This is a genomic window from Thiomicrorhabdus sp. (assembly GCF_963662555.1).
Classification (GTDB): Bacteria; Pseudomonadota; Gammaproteobacteria; order Thiomicrospirales; family Thiomicrospiraceae; genus Thiomicrorhabdus.
This window is the reverse complement of record NZ_OY759719.1, coordinates 159,734-178,926: the sequence shown is the minus strand read 5'-3', so window position 1 is coordinate 178,926 and position 19,193 is coordinate 159,734. Positions and strand designations below refer to the sequence as shown.

General features: G+C 37.1%; 19 protein-coding genes. 9 read left to right on the top strand and 10 right to left on the bottom strand.

Features of this window, described 5'->3' with window-relative positions:
* Positions 1-3: 3 nt before the first annotated feature.
* Together hisH and hisB are read right to left on the bottom strand one after the other, a co-directional pair.
* Positions 4-642 (bottom strand): imidazole glycerol phosphate synthase subunit HisH, encoded by a 639-nt coding sequence (hisH, locus tag ACORJQ_RS00720; RefSeq protein ID WP_321325105.1) that lies wholly within the window; start codon positions 640-642, stop codon positions 4-6.
* Between the two features lies 1 nt (position 643).
* A complete protein-coding gene (gene hisB / locus ACORJQ_RS00715; protein ID WP_321325103.1) occupies positions 644-1,231 on the bottom strand; it encodes an imidazoleglycerol-phosphate dehydratase HisB in 588 nt (195 codons plus the stop codon).
* Positions 1,232-1,684: 453 nt separating this feature from the next.
* Here hisB and ccoN point away from each other — a divergent pair, with 453 nt between their 5' ends.
* From ccoN to ccoS, 9 genes are all read left to right on the top strand, one after another.
* The gene (gene ccoN, locus ACORJQ_RS00710) at positions 1,685-3,115 is read left to right on the top strand and encodes a cytochrome-c oxidase, cbb3-type subunit I (protein WP_321325102.1); all 1,431 of its coding nucleotides are present in this window, start codon (positions 1,685-1,687) and stop codon (positions 3,113-3,115) included.
* Between the two features lie 83 nt (positions 3,116-3,198).
* Complete coding sequence (gene ccoO / locus ACORJQ_RS00705; RefSeq protein WP_321325101.1) at positions 3,199-4,029, top strand: cytochrome-c oxidase, cbb3-type subunit II; 831 nt, start codon at positions 3,199-3,201, stop codon at positions 4,027-4,029.
* 48 nt (positions 4,030-4,077) lie between these two features.
* Complete coding sequence (locus ACORJQ_RS00700) at positions 4,078-4,218, top strand: cbb3-type cytochrome c oxidase subunit 3 (RefSeq protein ID WP_321325100.1); 141 nt, start codon at positions 4,078-4,080, stop codon at positions 4,216-4,218.
* 20 nt (positions 4,219-4,238) lie between these two features.
* Positions 4,239-5,147 carry a cytochrome-c oxidase, cbb3-type subunit III gene (ccoP, locus tag ACORJQ_RS00695; protein WP_321325099.1) on the top strand — a complete coding sequence of 303 codons (909 nt, stop codon included), beginning with the start codon at positions 4,239-4,241 and terminating at the stop codon, positions 5,145-5,147.
* Between the two features lie 114 nt (positions 5,148-5,261).
* Positions 5,262-5,402, top strand: coding sequence for a hypothetical protein (locus tag ACORJQ_RS00690; protein ID WP_321325097.1), 141 nt, complete (start codon positions 5,262-5,264; stop codon positions 5,400-5,402).
* A 139-nt stretch (positions 5,403-5,541) separates the two neighbouring features.
* A complete protein-coding gene (gene ccoG / locus ACORJQ_RS00685) occupies positions 5,542-7,008 on the top strand; it encodes a cytochrome c oxidase accessory protein CcoG (RefSeq protein WP_321325095.1) in 1,467 nt (488 codons plus the stop codon).
* Positions 7,009-7,134: 126 nt separating this feature from the next.
* Complete coding sequence (locus ACORJQ_RS00680) at positions 7,135-7,656, top strand: FixH family protein (protein ID WP_321325093.1); 522 nt, start codon at positions 7,135-7,137, stop codon at positions 7,654-7,656.
* Positions 7,657-7,658: 2 nt separating this feature from the next.
* Positions 7,659-10,112: a heavy metal translocating P-type ATPase gene (locus ACORJQ_RS00675; RefSeq protein ID WP_321325091.1), complete on the top strand. Its 2,454-nt coding sequence runs from the start codon at positions 7,659-7,661 to the stop codon at positions 10,110-10,112.
* 51 nt (positions 10,113-10,163) lie between these two features.
* A complete protein-coding gene (gene ccoS / locus ACORJQ_RS00670) occupies positions 10,164-10,400 on the top strand; it encodes a cbb3-type cytochrome oxidase assembly protein CcoS (RefSeq protein WP_321325089.1) in 237 nt (78 codons plus the stop codon).
* 168 nt (positions 10,401-10,568) lie between these two features.
* On the opposite strand, the gene ACORJQ_RS00665 is transcribed toward ccoS, so the two are convergent.
* The 8 genes from ACORJQ_RS00665 to modA form a co-directional block, all read right to left on the bottom strand.
* Positions 10,569-11,237: a hypothetical protein gene (locus ACORJQ_RS00665; protein WP_321325087.1), complete on the bottom strand. Its 669-nt coding sequence runs from the start codon at positions 11,235-11,237 to the stop codon at positions 10,569-10,571.
* Positions 11,234-11,830 (bottom strand): hypothetical protein, encoded by a 597-nt coding sequence (locus ACORJQ_RS00660; protein WP_321325086.1) that lies wholly within the window; start codon positions 11,828-11,830, stop codon positions 11,234-11,236. Before ACORJQ_RS00660 ends, ACORJQ_RS00665 begins: the two co-directional genes overlap by 4 nt.
* Before the next feature lie 57 nt (positions 11,831-11,887).
* Positions 11,888-12,226 carry an Hpt domain-containing protein gene (locus ACORJQ_RS00655; RefSeq protein ID WP_321325084.1) on the bottom strand — a complete coding sequence of 113 codons (339 nt, stop codon included), beginning with the start codon at positions 12,224-12,226 and terminating at the stop codon, positions 11,888-11,890.
* Positions 12,216-14,330 (bottom strand): two-component system response regulator, encoded by a 2,115-nt coding sequence (locus ACORJQ_RS00650; protein WP_321325082.1) that lies wholly within the window; start codon positions 14,328-14,330, stop codon positions 12,216-12,218. Before ACORJQ_RS00650 ends, ACORJQ_RS00655 begins: the two co-directional genes overlap by 11 nt.
* A gap of 127 nt (positions 14,331-14,457) precedes the next feature.
* The gene (gene dtd, locus ACORJQ_RS00645) at positions 14,458-14,895 is read right to left on the bottom strand and encodes a D-aminoacyl-tRNA deacylase (RefSeq protein WP_321325078.1); all 438 of its coding nucleotides are present in this window, start codon (positions 14,893-14,895) and stop codon (positions 14,458-14,460) included.
* Between the two features lie 13 nt (positions 14,896-14,908).
* Positions 14,909-15,865 carry a prolyl aminopeptidase gene (gene pip, locus ACORJQ_RS00640; RefSeq protein WP_420719584.1) on the bottom strand — a complete coding sequence of 319 codons (957 nt, stop codon included), beginning with the start codon at positions 15,863-15,865 and terminating at the stop codon, positions 14,909-14,911.
* Positions 15,866-15,985: 120 nt separating this feature from the next.
* Positions 15,986-18,298 carry a hybrid sensor histidine kinase/response regulator gene (locus ACORJQ_RS00635; protein ID WP_321325075.1) on the bottom strand — a complete coding sequence of 771 codons (2,313 nt, stop codon included), beginning with the start codon at positions 18,296-18,298 and terminating at the stop codon, positions 15,986-15,988.
* Positions 18,295-19,149 carry a molybdate ABC transporter substrate-binding protein gene (gene modA, locus ACORJQ_RS00630; protein WP_321325074.1) on the bottom strand — a complete coding sequence of 285 codons (855 nt, stop codon included), beginning with the start codon at positions 19,147-19,149 and terminating at the stop codon, positions 18,295-18,297. Before modA ends, ACORJQ_RS00635 begins: the two co-directional genes overlap by 4 nt.
* Between the last annotated feature and the right edge of the window lie 44 nt (positions 19,150-19,193).

Here is a 19,193-nt window from a genome sequence, read left to right as displayed (position 1 = left end):
AAATTATTGACCGTTCCACTGTAAAAAGTTTTTGAAAAGCTGTAAGCCGTGATCGGCACTTTTTTCAGGGTGGGCTTGAATTGCAAATAAGTTGTTATGGCTAAGAGCAGATGGAAAAGTGAGGCCATGCGTGGTCTCGCCAATAATATAATCTGCTTGGTCAGGCTTAACATAATAGCTATGCACAAAATAGAAGCGGCTATCTTGTGGAATGTTGTGCCATAAAGCGTGCTCTTGAGTTTGATGGATTTGGTTCCATCCCATGTGCGGTGTTTTTAGCGGACTGTTTTCTTCAAAATCAAAATGTTTAACCGTTCCTGGGATGACATTCATGCACTTAATGCCATTGTTTTCATCACTGCTCGTCATTAAAACTTGAAGTCCCATGCAAATACCTAAAAAAGGTTTTTCTTTGGCGGCTTGTTGAATTGGGTGAATCATCCCTGTTTGCTCTAAAGCAGACATGCAGGCTTTGGCTGCTCCTTGTCCAGGAAAAATAACCGCATCAGATTGAGCAATTTCATCGGGGTTGTTAGTGATTATTATTTTGGTATTGCTTGGAGCTACGTGCTCAGCCGCTTTTGAAACAGAGCGTAAGTTTCCCATGCCATAATCAATAACGGCGACTAACTTTTGGTTCATTTTACAAAGTTCCTTTAGTCGAAGGCATTTTACCCGTCATGCGGTCGTCTTGACTTAATGCCATGCGTAATGCACGGCCGAAGGCTTTAAAAATGGTTTCAGCTTGGTGGTGTGCATTGTAACCACGAAGATTATCAATGTGCAGTGTGGCGTTACAATGATTAACAAAACCTTGAAAGAACTCTAGAACTAATTGGGTTTCAAAGTTTCCTATCTGTTCACGTGTCCAATCACAGTTAAACTCTAGGCCTGGTCGGCCAGAAAGGTCGATAACAACACGAGATAAAGCTTCATCTAATGGAATATAAGCGTGACCATAACGAGTGATACCTTTTTTATCACCAGCCGCTTTGTTAATAGCTTGGCCTAAAGCAATGCCCACATCTTCAACTGTATGGTGGTCATCAATGTGATTGTCACCATTAGCTTTAATATCAATATCGATCATTCCGTGACGAGCGATTTGGTCAAGCATGTGTTCAAAAAAAGGTACACCTGTTTCTAAGTTTGCATTGCCTTCGCCATCAAGGTTGATGGTAATTTGAATTTGGGTTTCTAGGGTATTGCGTTCAACGCTTGCAGTTCGCATAACAGAGTTCCTAATATAAAGTTGCCAATATAATAACTGAAAATGTCTTTATTGGGTATGTCCAGTACTAATTATACTTTCTAAAGCAAGTCGTAAGTTAAGGTTGATTTAATTTATATTTGAATAGCCCTACAAAAAGTGTTCCATAAAAAAATCTTGAGGACCCCTATAAGTTTTTTTTACTATCAACAAAGCCCGTATTTTGGGATAATTCGAGAGATTTTTTTAAAGTGTCTATTTCTATATAGGTGTTTTTTAAGTTTAATTCTATAAGCTTTCTTGATGTGAGTTAACTTTTTAAAGTGTTTATGGCTGAGATATGGCTTCAATACAGGTATAATGCCCGTTGAGGAGTCTCTATCTAGAATGGTCCGTTAAGTTATTGTTTGTTTTGAGCGGTAATTTAATGATAGATAAGGGCAGAATATTAAGACTATAAAGGGGATCCGACTGATGGATACTACAGTAAAACCACAATATGATAATGGCGTGGTTAAGTATTTAACAGTAGGTGCAATTGTTTTCTTGGTGCTAGGTACTATGATTGGTACTTATGCAGCAGCAGAACTTGCGTGGCCTGCGTTAAACTTAGATATTGCGGAAATCACTTTTGCTCGTTTACGTGTTGTTCATACGAACACGGTAATCTTTGCATTTGGTGGTATGACGCTAATGGCAACAGCATTTTATACGGTTCAGCGAACCAACGGTGTAAAGCTTTGGAGCAATGGCTTGGCTTGGTGGACAGCAATTTTGTTCACAATTGGTCTTTTGGCAACAGTAACGTCTATCGCATTAGGTATGACAACTGGTAAAGAATACCATGAACAAGAATGGCCAATGGCAATTGCAATTGCTATCGTGTGGACTTTATATACATTTAACTTTGTAATGACAATTGCATCACGTAACAAAGATACGCATCCAAGTGTGTATGTTTCTAACTGGTTCTTCTTAGGTATGATGATTGCAATCACATATTTATATGTTGTAAACGGTTTAGCAATTCCAGTATCAATGTTCCGTTCTTACTCAATGTTTGCTGGTGTACAAGATGCCATGATTCAATGGTGGTGGGGGCATAACGCAGTTGGGTTCTTCCTAACAGCAGGTTTCCTTGCAATTATGTACTACTTTGTACCTAAGCAAGCACAACGTCCTATTTACTCTTACCGTTTATCTGTAATTCACTTCTGGGCATTAATGTTTGGTTATGTATGGTTAGGTGCTCACCACCTTCAATACACAGCTCTTCCAGATTGGACAGGTTCTTTAGGTGCAGTAATTTCATTAGCAATGATCATCCCTTCATGGGGTGGTGCCTTAAACGGTATGTTAACGCTTTCAGGTGCTTGGGATAGATTACGTACAGATTATATCTTGCGTTTCTTAATTATCTCTTTAGCATTCTATGCAATGTCTACATTTGAAGGGCCTGTAATGGCTGCAAAAACTGTAAACGCTCTTTCTCACTATACAGATTGGACAGTTGGTCACGTTCACTCTGGTGCGTTAGGTTGGGTTGCAATGGTTTCTATCGGTGCGATTTACCATATGGTAATGAAACTATGGAAAACTGAAATGTATTCAATGCAGTTAATTAACTTCCATTTCTGGCTAGCTACTATTGGTACAGTGTTTTACATCGTTGCGATGTGGGTATCAGGTATTATGCAAGGTCTAATGTGGCGTGCTTATGATGAGTACGGAACTCTTGCATATACTTTTGCTGAATCAGTTTCAGCTATGCACCCTTATTATGCGATGCGTGCATTTGGTGGGTTATTGTTCTTTAGTGGTGCAGTAATCATGTTATACAACGTTGTTATGACGATTCGTATGGCAAATGCTAAAGCGACTAATACAGTAGAAGCACACGCATAAAGTAGTAAGTCATATTAAGCAACGACATATCTTATATTTCGTTGCTTAAATTGAAAAATTTATGAGTTGAGGAGCACAAACTCATGTCAGATAATCAAGCACCAAAAAATATCCAGGAAGGGTTAGAGCGTAATATCTTTGCTTTATTCCTGGCAACAGCTCTAGCAGTTTCGATTGCTGGTATCGTTGAAATCGTACCGTTGTTTTATCTCAAGTCAGCTGTAGATTACACTGAAAAAACAGATAAATACGGTAATGCTAAGAATGAAAAGTTTCCAGAATTAGTTTGGGAGCGTACATTCACTAAAGATGCTAATGGTAAAATAGTGTCAGACAAAGCCCTTTACAAGCAGGATAAAAATGGCAAGTGGGTTATTGGCGATTGGAAAGCAGGCGACGGTGTTCGTCCTTACACTCCGCTAGAACTTGCAGGTCGTGATTTATACTTGCGTGAAGGTTGTTATATTTGTCACTCACAAATGATTCGTCCTTTCCGTGATGAGCGTGAACGTTATGGTCACTACTCACTTGCTACTGAATCTATGTATGATCACCCGATGCAATGGGGTTCTAAAAGAACTGGTCCAGATATTGCACGACTAGGTGGTAAGTACTCTGATGAATGGCATGTTCTTCATTTAATGCGTCCTCAAGACATGGTTCCTGAGTCAGTAATGCCGGCTTACCCATGGTTAGCTGAAAACCTTGTATCTAAGGATTTCTTTGGTACAAAGCGTGATATGAAGAAACGTTTGTCAGTTATGCGTACACTTGGTGTGCCATATACAGATGAAGAGATTGAGAATGCGGATGCAGCTATTGCCGGTCATACCGAAATGGATGCAATGGTAGCTTACTTACAAGTACTTGGAACGATGGTTAAGCTGGATGACAGCAAAGTATACCGTCAATAAGGTTTTATGAGTAATTTAGAAAGTTATTTAAGCACTGACTGGTCGTCTATGACGACACAGGACTGGGCAGGTTTAATCGTTACGGTAGTTGTATTTCTGGGCATGTTAATTACCTTTGCAATGGCATTACGTCCTAGCAAACGTAAGGAAATGGAAGAACAGAAATACAAAATACTAAACGATGACTAGTCATTTGAGGAGATTTTAATATGGCACATCATAATCCATGGCCAGATGAAGGGAACACTGGTCATATTTGGGATGAAGATATTCGTGAATTAGATAACCCGCCACCATTGTGGTGGATGTTGTCTTTTTACGCGGGTTTTATCATGATTGTATTCTATGCACTTTATTATCCAACTATTCCATTAACTAATGGTACAGGTCAGTTTACAAAAGGTTTAGCTGACTGGACTCAGATTAATGAATATAACGATGATTACAAAGTGTTAAAAGATTGGCGTGTAGCTAAGTTTGCAGATAAAGAAGAGAAGTTAGCTTCAATGTCTGTTTCTGACATCTTAAAAGATGAAGAGCTAAAATCATATGCTGTAGCAACATCAAAAATGTTATTTGGTGATTATTGTGCGGCTTGTCATGCTGTAGGTGGAGCAGGAAATCCGGGCTTCCCAGTATTAGCTGATGATGATTGGTTATGGGGTGGTAATATCAATCAGATAGACGCTTCTATTACTAATGGTCGTATTGGTAATATGCCTGCTAAAGGGATGATGGGGAACTTGACTGATGAAGATATTGATCATGTAACAGATTATGTTATTGCTTTGTCTGAAGGTAAGGGTTCAGATCCTTCTGTTGCTGCAGGTAAAGCAGTATATGCCAAAGGTATGTGTTTAGCATGTCATGGTCCAGCAGGTAAGCCTCTTGCTCCAGCAGGTGCTGCTAACTTAACTGACCAAGTATGGCGTTTCTCTTCTGACCGTGATGCGATCAAAAGAGTTATTACATACGGTGTAAACGTTAAGAAAAATGGTGAGTATATTCCAAATACACACAGAGCAGTTATGCCAGCATTTAAAGATCGTCTGCCAAATGCAGACGTAAACATTAAACGCTTAGCGGTTTATGTTTACTCTTTAGGTGGGGGTCAATAAGGTGAGTGCTGAAGCACTCATCTAGATAAAGAAAAGGAGAGCTCTCATGTTCTCCTTTTTTGTTTAAGGCACAACTATATAAATTGATTTTAATCAACTTTGGAGAGGAAAGTTATGAATGAACTAAACAATGATTTTGTACTTTGGATTTCAATCGGTGCACTTATATTAAGCATAATTGCTCTAGTAGGTTTTGCATGGAAAGCTACACGTGGTATTGAAGGTCTTGAGAAAGACGAAGATAAGGAAAGTTAATTCTTTTCTATAAACAAAAATAGGCCTTTTTAATGGGCCTATTTTTGTTTATAGAAATAGATAGAAAAATTTACTTATGATAGGCACGGCTATTTCTATAAAATAGCCGTTTTAATAGACTGGTAGCAAGGATAGCCCTATGTCAGACAAAAAAGAATTGTATCGAGATAATGGACAAACAGGTTCAGTACTTGATGAAATGGATTTGGATAATAAAAATCTACAAAACATCGGTGTAGAAATATTACCTGTTCATACTGGTGGTACGGTTCACGCTAAGAGAATGCCTGGAAAGTTTAGAACAATTAAATGGATCACGGCTTCATTTTGGCTTTCTTTATTTATTTTTCCATATTTTAGATGGGATGGTCATCAAGCGCTTTTGTTTGATTTAGCAAACCGCCAATTTCATATTTTTGGAATAACAATTCTGCCACAAGATATTTGGATGCTTGCAATGGTGTTGTTATTTGGGGCTTTATTACTAGCTGCATCAACCGCTGTAGCTGGACGTTTGTGGTGTGGATATTTTTGTTTTCATACTGTTTGGACTGATGTATTTACTTGGATTGAAGAAAAGTTTGAAGGCCAGCCAAATAAACGTATTAAATTAGATGAAGCTCCAATGAGCTTTAGTAAAATTAAAACTAAATTACCAAAGTTTGCACTTTGGGCATTAATTGCATTTTTAACTTCATTTAGTTTCGTTGCATATTTTACGGATGCATTTGATCTTTGGGGCCGCCTGTTTAGTTTTGAATGGGGTGGAACTGAAACATCGGTTATTTTAGGGCTTGCTGCTGCAACATTCTTTTTTGCAGGAATCCTTCGTGAACAGACTTGTATTGGCTTTTGTCCTTATGCTCGAATTCAAGGGGCAATGATTGATACACAAACAGTTGTTCCTACCTATGATGTAGATAGAGGTGAACCACGTGGAAGAATGAAGCGTGTTAAGCCTGGAGAAGAAGCTCCAGATCTTGGTGATTGTATTGACTGTAATCTTTGTGTTGCCGTTTGTCCAACAGGAGTTGATATTCGCCGAGGGCAGCAGTTTGGTTGCATTACCTGTGGTCTATGTATAGATGCATGTGATTCTGTTATGGACAAGATCAAAAAACCAAGAGGTTTAATCCGTTATGCGTCACTTGCTGAGTTTGCTGGTCAAAAATTACCACCTTTATTCAAACGTCCTCGTGTAATTGTTTATTCCGCAATAATGGCATTTGCAGCTATTGCAATGGTATATGGCATGTTAACGATGTCGCCGATTGATTTAAAAGCACTTCATGAACGTTCACCGTTATTTGTGCAAATGAGTGATGGAACTGTTCAAAACAAATGGACAATTAAAGTTGTGAATAAATCAAACCAAGTAATGTTGGCTAAAATAGATGTTACAGGACCTGCTGGACTAACATTCCATGCAGACAAACAAATTACCATTCAGCCTGGTAATGTGGGTGCAACAACGTTGTTTGTTAGAATTCCTAAAAAGAATTTAACAGAAACAAATACGCCTATTGAGATTCATGTAATAGATGTCAATAACGAGAACATATCAGCGACTTATGAGACTGCATTTATCAGTCCTAGAAAACGTTAATACTTTCGTTAATATGTAGTAAAGACTGTATATAAATTAGTCGTTATAATAGCCCTATTTAGGAAAGCCCTGAATAGGGCTTTTTTGTTGCTTGGGAAAACAACCCCACTATTAGGAGAAAAGACAATGGCAGAAACTAAGCAAGATACTCGCGATTGGAGTGTCGCTTGGAAAAACCCTTTCGTAATTGCGTGGTTCGTAATTCTTGTCATCGTATTATCAGTAAACTTCTTCATGGTGAGTATGGCAATCGTCACAAATCCAGGGCTTGTAGTAGAAGATTACTATGAACAAGGTAAGCGAATGGATGTGGTGTTAGCAGAACAAAAACGTATGGAAAAGATAGGGTGGCAATTAAAAATTGAAGTTCCTATTTTGTCAGAAGGTAAATCAGATTTAGTAAAATTGAAGGTCTTAGATAAAGACAATAAGCCATTAGACGTTGAAACGGCCATTCTTTATTTCTATAGACCTTCCAATAAAAATCTTGACGGTAAGATTGTAATGAATAAAACCGATAAAAAAGGTGAGTATGAACAACAGTTTAGTCTTCCATTAAAAGGCAAATGGGATTTAATTATGGAAGTGACTAAAGGAGAAAATAGAATTAATATGGGCCGTAGTATTATGGTTCAAGATCCAGAATAGTTATGGCTTCTAGTTGTTTTCATTGTGGACAAGCTATTCCCAAAGGGGATTTAGTTCTAAAGTCAATTAATGGCAAAGAACAAGAATTTTGCTGTAATGGCTGTGCTTCTGTTTGTGAAGTCATACATGAAGCGGGGATGGAAAGTTTTTATAAAAGAACGCCAGATGGCGAATTATTATCCCCGCCACCTCCGCCAAATAAAGATATTGAATTTTTTGACTACGATGAAGTTCAATCACAGTTTGTTGATAACTTATCAGACAGACGTGAAATTACATTGATGTCAGAAGCAATTCATTGTGCTGCCTGTGTTTGGTTAATTGAACATACACTTGCCAAAATGGATGGGCTACTATTAGCCAGAGTAAATTTTACAAATAAACAGATTAAAATTCGCTGGGATAACAGCAAAACAAAACTCTCAGAAATAATTAAAAAACTCAATTCAATTGGCTATGATGCCACCCCATATGACCCTTCCGCTAGTGAGCAAGCCTATAAAAAAGCAAATAGGGATCTGCTATACAGACTAGGTTTTGCTGGTTTCGCTATGATGAATGTCATGTGGTTTTCAGTTGCACTTTATACAGGTGCCGCAGATGATGCTGAATATCGTAACTATTTTCATTGGTTAGAATTCATTATTGCCACAGCCGCATTAGCATATTCCGGACAACCTTTTCTTAAAGGAGCATGGACAGCTCTCAGGTCTAGAACGGTAGGTATGGATGTCTCAATCAGTTTGGGGATGCTTACAACTTACTTATACTCATTTTGGGTCACCGTTGAGCCAAGTCATTCAGGTGAGGTCTATTTTGATACGCTCATAGACTTTATCTTTTTATTGTTAATTGGTCGTTACCTTGAAGCGATTTCAAAAAATAAAGCAATTGATGCCTCTCGAAAATTAATGGATTTACAGCCAAAAGTTGCACGAAAACTTAATGAAGATATAGAAAATATTGTGCCAGTAAGAACACTTATTCCAGGCGATTTAATTGTTGTGAAACCCGGTGAGCAAATACCCGTTGATGGTGTAATTAGGTTTGGTCAGAGTATGCTGAATGAATCGATGTTGAGTGGGGAATCTAAAGAGATTAGTAAACAGGTCAACGACCATGTTATTGCAGGTACATTAAACATTGATGGCAACCTTACCATTGCGGTAGAAAAAATTCTGCAAGATACACAGTTAGGCAAAATTGTTCATATGGTAGAAGAGGCCCAAGGTTCAAAGGCTCCTATTCAATGTACTGCAGATAAGATTATGCCTTGGTTTGTTACTACAACCATCAGTTTAGCCTTTGCAAGTTTTGCGTTTTGGTTATTTAGTGCAGATCTTGAAGTAGCCGTTATGACTGCAACAGCAGTACTTATTATTACTTGCCCATGTGCATTTGGTTTGGCAACACCTATGGCCATTGCAGTTGCATCTGGAGTATCAGCAAGAAATGGTATATTGGTTAAAAATGGTACTGTATTAGAGGTTTTGCATTCAATAGAGCATTTTGTTTTTGATAAAACAGGCACTCTGACTAAAGGTCAGATGAAAGTGGTTGCTGAAGCATTTGTAGAACATGCTGAACGCAAAGAAATTTTACGAGCCGTTGGCTCAATAGAAAATTTATCTGAACACAGTCTAGGTAATGGAATTGTGAACTCGATTAAGGATGAGTTTGCATATGGTAATAACCACTGGCACCAAGTTGACGGCTTTAAAATTATGGCTGGTAAAGGTGTTGAAGGAACTATTAACAGTACTTTTTATCAAATTGGAACGGCAAACTGGCTACTTTCTCAAAATATTGCCTTACCAAAGGATTTGTTGCAGTTAGCTGAAGATAAAGCAAAACTGGCTCAAACAGCGGTTTGGATTGCGGCTAATGAAGTGGTTAAAGGCGTTATGTTTTTAGAAGACGAGCTTCGACCAGAAGCCGTTGAATTGATTAACAGATTAAAAGCCAAAGGTAAAAAAGTTTCTTTATTAAGTGGTGATTTAACCATTGTGGCTAACCGAGTTGCCGAACAATTAGGAGGCATGAATGTTATTGCTGAAGTGTTACCTGAAGATAAGAATGAAGTAATTCGTCAACTGCAAAAAGAAGGTCAAACTGTCGCGATGGTTGGTGATGGAGTCAACGATGCACCTGCTTTGGTTAGAGCCGATGTAGGTATAGCTTTAGGCTCTGGTACAGATGTTTCTATGGATAGTGCAGATATCGTCTTAATGAATAATGAGTTATTGGCGGTTGATACGGCTATTGAGTTGTCGGCCAGAACATTACGTACTATCAAGCAGAATATCGCCAGCTCAATTACCTATAACATAATTATGGTTCCGTTAGCGATGTCTGGAGTGCTTACGCCTTTAATTGCCGCAATTACGATGCCATTAAGTAGCTTGGTAGTCATTGGTAATGCAGCACGTATTAGACGTTTTTTTAATAAAAGATAAACGTCTTAACCCAAAGGGTAGGTTTGTATAAATATATAAGGTGGAAGACAAATGGAAGTAATCTACGGACTGATACCAATGATGCTGTTTTTTGGTTTTTTGGTTGTTGTTGTGTTTATTTGGATGGCTAAAAATGGACATTTTGACGATTTAGACGGACAAGCTAATCGTATCTTTATGGATGAGGAATATCCTGAGGATACCTCAGTTAAAACAAATGAACAGTCAAAAGAATCTGAAAAGAAAGATGAGAATGCCTCTAATAATGAAAAGACTGTAAGTTCTTAACGAATATTGGTATTCAAGATTTAAAGTTAGAAGGTTATAAAAAGCCAATTTACCAGGCCTGGTATGCCTTGTAAGCATTTACAGACAATGTGGGCATAGGGTTAATTGGCTTTTTAGTTTGATATAAAGTCTTTAACTTGTAATCTAACAAACTATTAATTATCTAGATTAATTGGGTTTAACATTGGTTGTGTACTGTAAGGCTTCTGGGCCTTCTGCATCTAATATTAACTCTAAGCCTAACTTACCGAAGAACCAGTGCGGTAAATGGTCTGACTGAACTTCTATGCGATCAGGTTTACCAAAGCGTTTATCAATGGCTCTTTCAGTTAAATTATTTCTGGGAATCAATGTAAGGCTAGAAATAGGTGTATTAAAAAATTTAGTAATGTCTGAGTTATAAAGTTCCACCTCACGTTCTCCAGAGGTAGTCACTGTGATTTTTTTACCATTATCAAAGGCATGATCTAGTTCTGCTTTTGAGGCCTCAAGTTTGAGTGTTAAGGCTGCTTTAATTGATCCTATATATATCACCGGAAAATACGCTTCTAATGATTTGTGAGATTCATCCGTTTTTGAGAACATTTTTACTTCAACATCTTTGCCATATATTTTCATCGCATCGCTAAGAGTTGATTGATGCACCGTTAAACCTAATGCATGTAATTTTCCAGCACTATCATAATGAGCATTCCAAGGCAGAAGCTTTTGATCAAGTGGCTCTCTATCTGGTTGAATAAGTAGTAATATTCCAAAACCAACTATACTGAATATAAATAAAATCCAAAATACAGGCAGATTCTTTGTTTTAGGCTTTTTTGGTTGATTCATTATCATGCATCTTCCGTAGTTTTGTTTTTCTCATGTTTAACTTCATCAGTACCTTCACCAAGTTCTTCATTAGAATTTTCATCACGAGGTAATAATTTGGCAATTGAGGGGTTTGAAATACCGTTACCCGCATCATAAACGGCAATACCTGTTTGCATAAAGGTGATAAGCACCGCGACAAAAATCACAACCGCTGCAAAGCGTAATGTAATAACTTCACCTAAATTAGTTTGACTGCCTTCTGTTGAAAAGTCATTCATACTAAAACCGCCAGGGAATATTTTGTTAATAATCAAATAAATTACAACCATGCCAATGGCAATTGCGTAGCTAAATAATAAAATTCTTCCACGTCTCCAAGCCATAAGCCAGTGTGAAGCAACAAACCAAGTGTCGTTCTTAATTTTCTTTTTTGAGGTTGCATAGAGGTAGGCAATCACAAGGCTAGAGATAACTGGTATTAGTAATAACTCAAGAGTATCACCAATTTCTAAGACAATCATTGACATAAAAAGGTGAGTAATAATGATATTGATATTAAAAATATGGTGTGGTGTTTTGGCCCGACGTTTTTCGTCTTCGGTAACGCGATAATGCATGATTATATTCCTTGTGGATAAAGCGTAAAGCTCTAATTGAGAGCGTTAGTTATATTTTTAAAATGTCTGAATGTAGCTTTTTAAAGCACTCTCAACGGATTTGGCTTCAATAATGATTTTATTCATTGAATCGGTAAAGGCTTCGGTATCATTATTTTTGGCTTGTTGTTCTAGTTCAGCCCCTAATATAGAAAGCTGATTGGCTCCTATATTTGCAGAACTACCCTTAATATTATGCGATAGAGATTGAACCTTATTTATGTCTTTAACTGCAACCGCTTCTTTCAGTTGAGCAATGTTATCTGGAGCCGTTTCTAAAAATATATTTAAGATATCGACTAATTCATCGCCAATAATTTCTTTGAGCATATTTAGGTTGTTTAAATCAATGTGCATTTTTAGCTCCGTCGTTATATTCTTTTATGGGAGGGTAGTACTGTTTTAACCATTGTGTAAATTCTTCATGCGGCATCGGTTGACCGAATTTATAGCCTTGAAAAATATCACAATGTTTTCCTGTAAAGAAATCTTGTTGTTCATCAAGCTCTATGCCTTCTGCCACAACCTCTAAATTTAAGCTTTCAGCCATGGCTAAAATGGTTTTTGCTATCGCTTCACCCTCAGGTGTATCTAAGTTTAAAACAAAAGACCTATCTATTTTGATGGTGTCAATTGGAAAACTGTGTAAATAAGCCAAAGATGAATAACCTGTACCAAAATCATCAATGGATATTTTAAAGCCCATCCCTTTAAGGCGAGAAAGAATGTCTATATTATTTTCAGCATCACTCATTGCCAAACTTTCGGTGATTTCTAGATCAATAAAATGGCTAGGCAAATTTGTTTTTTGTAAAGCGGATTGAATATCGTCAATTAAGCTCGATTGGCCGAATTGTCGGCTAGACAAGTTAATACCAATACGCATTTGGTTGTAACCCATGGCGTGCCATTGTTCAGTTTGTTTAATAGCTGTTTCTGTAATGAAACGGCCAATTTCTATGATCATTCCAGTGCTTTCAGCTAATGGCACAAATACGTTAGGTACAATTAAACCACGACTAGGGTGTCGCCAGCGAACCAACGCTTCAGAACCTATAGGCTGTAAGGTTTTGGCATCCATTTGCGGCTGGTAAAAAACTTCAATTTCATTGTTAGTTAATGCTTTACGTAAATCGTTTTCTAGAGAAAGCATATCTAATGCATCGTCATTCATATCCGGACGATAAAAAGCAAATTGATTGCCTCCTAAAGCCTTTGCAGTCACTCGTGCACTATTGGCGTGCTCAATAACGGTTTCGGTGTCTGTAGCATCATCAGGAAACACTGAAACGCCGCAACTATAACTAATAAAAAGATCTTTGTTATTAACAATAAATGGAGCATTAAGATCATGGCTAAAGCGGTTAATGACTAGATTAAGTTCGTTATTGCTTTCAATGTGCGGTAATAAAATCGCAAATTCGTCACTACCTATTCGTGCTACAAAATCACCTTCGCGAGTTATTCTGTTAAGTCTTTGAGCAAGAGAAATAAGAACATCATCACCTTTGTCTTGACCAAGATTTTTATTAATCTGTTTAAAACGATCTATGTCAAAAATAATCACGGCAACCAAATATTTGTCGGTATTTTCAGTAAGGGCGTTATTTAACATCTCATTAAAACTAGCACGGTTGGGTAGCTCAGTTAAGGTGTCATGCTTAGATTGGTAATGTATTAAGGTTTCTGCTTTGTGAAGACGGCTAATGTCCTGAGCAGATCCCATTATTTTAGAAATATTGTCTTCATGATCAAAGGAGACTTCACCTAAACATTCTATATGACGTAGATGACCATCTTGCTGAATAACTCTAAAGCTAATTTGAATATGGGGTTGTCCGCTTCTTGCGTCTGAAATAACTTGTTGAATGATTGGCATGTCTTTGGGCAAGACGCGACTTAAGAAATTATCTAAGGTAGAGCTTGAATTGATTGGTACATTAAATAGCCCAAAAGCAGACTGAGAAGCCGTAATTTTATCTAGTTTAGCATCCCATTCCCAATAGCCAAGTTTAGCTAATCTTTGAGCGTAAATAAGCTGAGATTGCGTTTTTCTAAACTGCTCTTCTATTTGCGAAGAGCGTAAAGCATATTTGATGCGTTGAGTTAACAGTGACCAATTAATAGGCTTGGTTATAAAATCGGTTGCCCCTGCTTCAAATGCTTTATTAATTGAGTCTATGTTGTCTAATGCTGTGAGCATAATGAGTGGAAGTGAATGCCTATGCTCAAGATTTCTAATGGCTTTTATAGTCTCGTAGCCATCCATTTCTGGCATCATGGCATCAACAATAACCAAGTTAGGTTTATGTTCAGTGTAGGTGTTTAAACCTTCACGGCCATTAGTGGCTTGTATCACAATATGCTCTGTTTTTTCTAAGACCTTAGCCAAAGCCAAACGGGTAACAGGGTCATCCTCAATAATAAGAATTTTTATGTTTTCAGGTTCGGATATAGGCATATTGCAAGAAGGCTTCTAAACAGTTGGATTTAATAAGCTAGTTTAGCCGATTTACAACTTAAATTGGAATCAGTTTGGTAAAGAACCCATAACCTTGAAGGCATAACATGAGCCACATCAAAAAAAGTTAAGTTTCTAGCCAAAATGTCACCGGACCATCATTAATTAGACTCACTTGCATGTCTGCACCAAATTGTCCTGTTTGAATTTTTGGGTATAGTAATCTGTTCTGTTGTACAAATTCATCAAACAACTTGGTTGCAATCGCTGGTGTTGCGGATGATGAAAAACTAGGCCTTAAGCCTTTTTGTGTGTCGGCAGCTAGAGTAAATTGTGGTACCAGTAATACCTCACCTTCAATCTGCTGAACATTGAGATTCATCTTGTCATCTTCATCAGAAAAGACACGATAATTTAATAACTTATTTGCCATTTTAATAATGTTGTTACTGTCATCATTGGGCTGAAAACCGGTTAAGACTAAAAGCCCAGAACCAATTTCTGCAATATCCTGATTATTAACGGTGACTTTAGCTTGAGTGACACGCTGAATTAAACAAATCATGATTTATACTTTGTTAACTAAGAAGTTCTGCAAATTCATCTGTTGCATCAACGAGAGTTTTACTAATTTCTGGTTCCATTGCAGAGTGTCCAGAATGGTTGCAAATAATAAGTTTTGAATGCGGCAAAGCCGTATGCAAATCAAATGCCTGGTTAATTGGACAAATCATGTCGTAACGACCATGCACTATGGTGGTAGGTATATCGCGAATAGCAGAAGCATTTTGTATTATTTGGTTTTTCTCAATAAAAGCGTCATGTTGAAAATAATGACACTCAATTCTTGCCATCGCTAACGCATGAAATGGATCCCCAAAATGGTTCACGGTATTTGGATCAGTTTCTAAATTAGAGGTTCTGCCTTCCCAAATTGACCAAGCTTCAGCAGCACGCATTCTCGCTACTTCATTATCACTGGTTAATACTTCATGATACGCTTCAATCATGTTTTTACGTTTCTCAATATCAATAGGTTCAATAAAGTCAGCCCAATAATCTGGATAAAATTGATCCGCACCTTTTTGGTAGAACCAATTTATATCTTGTTCGCGGCATAAAAAGATACCGCGAAGAATTAATCCTAATACTCTTTCAGGATACGTTTCTGCATATAAAAGGGATAAGGTAGAGCCCCAAGAGCCACCGAATAAAAGCCATTTCTCTATGTTTAAAAGTCGTCTAATTTTTTCAATGTCTTCAATCAAGTGGGCGGTGGTATTGTTGGTTAAACAAGCGTGAGGGCGAGATTTTCCACAACCTCGTTGATCAAATAAGATAATACGATAGCTTTCAGGGCAAAAAAATTGACGATGGATTGCTGAATATCCACCACCAGGGCCACCGTGAACAAACAAAACAGGAATTCCGTTAGGGTTGCCACACTCTTCCAAATGCAAAGTGTGAGTACTATCTACTTGTAAGCTGTGCTGAACATAAGGTTCAATGGCAGGATATAAATTGAATGTCTGTATCAACGTTTATTGCTCCAAAAAGTTTTTTCTAAGTTTACTAGAAATAAAGACTTTTCGTAGCGTCAAAATCCAATAAAAAATCAAATTAAGCTGAGTTTTTTGTTTTGAATTATCTTTTGGTTATTTAGAACTGTCGGTTAAATATTGTTGCAAGATGTTCATTAACTTTGGAATATTAACGGGTTTAGTAAGATATTCATCCATTCCTGCTGCCATAAAACGCTCTTTGTCTCCAGTCATGGCGTTTGCCGTTAAAGCAACAATAGGTAATCTTGGTTTATTTTCTTGTTGTTCCCATTCTCTAATTTGTTTGGTTGCTTCAATCCCGTTTAGATTGGGCATGTTTTCATCCATTAACACCAAAGCATATTGATGTGTTTTTACCGCATCGATTGCTTGCAGTCCATCTTCAGCTAAATCAAAAGTAATGCCTTGCTTACTTAAAATAGCACTCATTAAAAGCTGATTAGTTTTGTTGTCTTCAACTAACAGAAGATGACCAGTAAAAGGGGTAGGAGAGACGGTTTTTTGGGCGATAGATTTTTGTTTTATCTCTACCGCTCTTGCAGGAACACTAAAATAAAAACAACTGCCTTTACCTGGCGTAGAGTTAACCTCTAAATGACCTCCAAGCATTTGGACTAGTTTATAGCTAATCGCTAGACCCAGGCCTGTTCCACCAAATTTTCTGGTAGTTGATGCCTCTGCTTGAGAGAAAGCTTCAAAAATGTGTTGTTGAGATTCGGCTGAAATTCCAATGCCTTCATCTTTAATAAAAAAGTGTAGATGGCCATCAATATAGTCAATTTTTAAAGATACGGCTTTATTAGGATTGGTAAATTTAATCGCATTAGACAGTAGGTTTGTGAGCACTTGTTTAATTCGTAAAATATCATTAAGTACCCCATCAGGAAGAGAGTCAGAAAGTTCGATTGAGAAAGTTAAATTCTTCTCACTGCATCGTGCTCTAAACAGGTCTGCGGTAGAGGCAAATTCTTTTCTGGGATTAAATACCACCGGATCAATGTCAAGCTTACCGCTTTCAATTTTAGTAAAATCTAAAATGTCATTGATAATGCCAAGCAGGGAATGGCTTGAGTTATCAATGGTGTTTAAATACTGAGTAGATTCATCATCATGATGTTTTTCTTTTAGCAAACCAATAAAGCCTAAAATCGCATTCAACGGTGTGCGAATTTCATGTGACATATTGGCTAAAAATACCCCTTTAGCTTGAGTTGCTTCAAGAGCTTTATTTTTTTGTTCTTCTAGTACTTGGTTAATACGTTCGTTTTCAGAAATATCAAACATAGAAATAATATAACGATGATATTTATCTGATTTAACCGCATTAATCTGGAAAGTGGTTATTTTGTCTTGATAATCGATTTTAACTTTATGGGTTTGCTTTGGGTTTTCTATTAAATACTCAATCCAGCTTTTGTCTTCAAATTTATATACTAGGCCTGGTTCTTTCACAAACAGATCACAAACGCATGAATAGTCCTTAGAAAAATCTTCTAAGTTGGGGTAATCAGAAAAAAATTTAAAGAATCCACCACTTGCGTCAATAATCTTAACGCCATCATTCACAACAATAATATTGGATTGTGAGTCTAAGATGTCTTGACTATAGTCTTGATTGGTTTGTATTTCTTGAGTGGTTTTACGAATATTGCGGCTAAGTTTATAAAACGCAATTAATCCTAAAAACAGTACCGATACAGTAAGACCTATTTGAATGTTTTGATAATATTCTTTTTGTGCCTCAACCTCTTTGCGAGTTTGTTCAAAGTGCAATTTATTTTGGTAAAAAATATGGTTAGCATCTTCTTTAATACGTACAAACAAGGGTTTAATAAACTTTACTTGGAGTTTTAAGTCAGTAATTGCTTGAGAGAGTTCTACAGATTGGCTTTTGCGCAGTTGATCTATGTAATCTAAGCGTTGAGTTAACTCGTGCATTTTATTATTGATAATGACAAACTTAGGCAAAATATCAGAACGTGAAAACGAGAACTTATCCAGTACTTCAGGTTTATAAAGTAAAATTTCAAATTGTCTTTCTGTATTAGGTAGGTTTAAATCAATGCGGTGTTTGTATATGCCGCCTTCATTCAAAATGGTTAACGCATCTTCAATCTCTTTTTGTTGTTCAAGAATGTCTTTGACGATGATTTTTCGTAAATGTTTATTAGGAAACGATGCCATTTGAAAGAAGTCTGATTCAATCTTGTGAATCTCTAAAATGATCTCTTGCCCCAGCAGGTTTTCAACCTCAGAGTTTTGTACTTTTTGGTCTAAGTCTGAAATAAAGTTTGAGATACTTAAATTGAGCACTGCTTGTGAGCCAATGCCAAAAATAAAGATAAGTAATAACAGAAATAAATTTCTAGGTGTATGGTTTAAGTAGGCACGTTTTAGATTATTCATCTTGCCTCTTGGTCAGTGGCCTGACGAGCTTGGTCTGTTTTATTGTTTATGTTTGCTATGGCTTGAGTTAGTTCTTGATTCGTTAAAAATCCATATTCAGCAAAAGTTTCTAAGCCATGTTTTGAACTGGCAAAAGCCATAAACTTTTTGGCCAACTCAGGGTTTGATGAGAATGAAAGTAAATTCAATTCTAATCGCTTGGGTTTCGCTATACTCTCAGGCAGTAAAATAGCATCCATATAATCTTCTGTTTCAGGCCATTTTGTGGTGGCAAACCAATTTAAAGCGATGTCAGCCTGACCATCTTTAATGGCATTAAATATTCTATGAGAATCGGTTGTAAAAAAAGTAACGTTGTCATAAACCTCGCCAGTTAATCCTTGCTTATCTAATACTGCCTTTGCATTTTTGCCAACCGCACCTGATTCTGGTGCCGATAAAACTACGGAATAATCTGGATTAGTAAGTTGTTTTAAGTCATTCGTTATATGTTTAGGGTTACCTTTGGCAACCACGATGGCTAACCGGTTATAACCAACAAATACATGGTCTTTTAAAAAGCCATCATGCTTATTTTTAAGGCGATAAGAGTTAGAACCAGGAAAGAAAATATCACCTTTATGTTCCGTTTTAATTGCTTTATATAGGTAACCTGAAGCACCTTGTTTAAGCTCAATGTTTACATTATTTTTGGCTTCAAATTCTCTAACCAATTCATTTAAAGGCCTCACCATTGTGATACCGCTATAAATGATTAAATCTACTTTTTGTTTTTCAGAGGTGGGCGAATCCGAAGAGCTACAGCTCGATATCAAAGTAACAACAACAAGTAAAATGACTGTACGAAGCATGGCGTTGACTGTCCTTTAAAATGAGAAAGCTAGGCGATTGATTT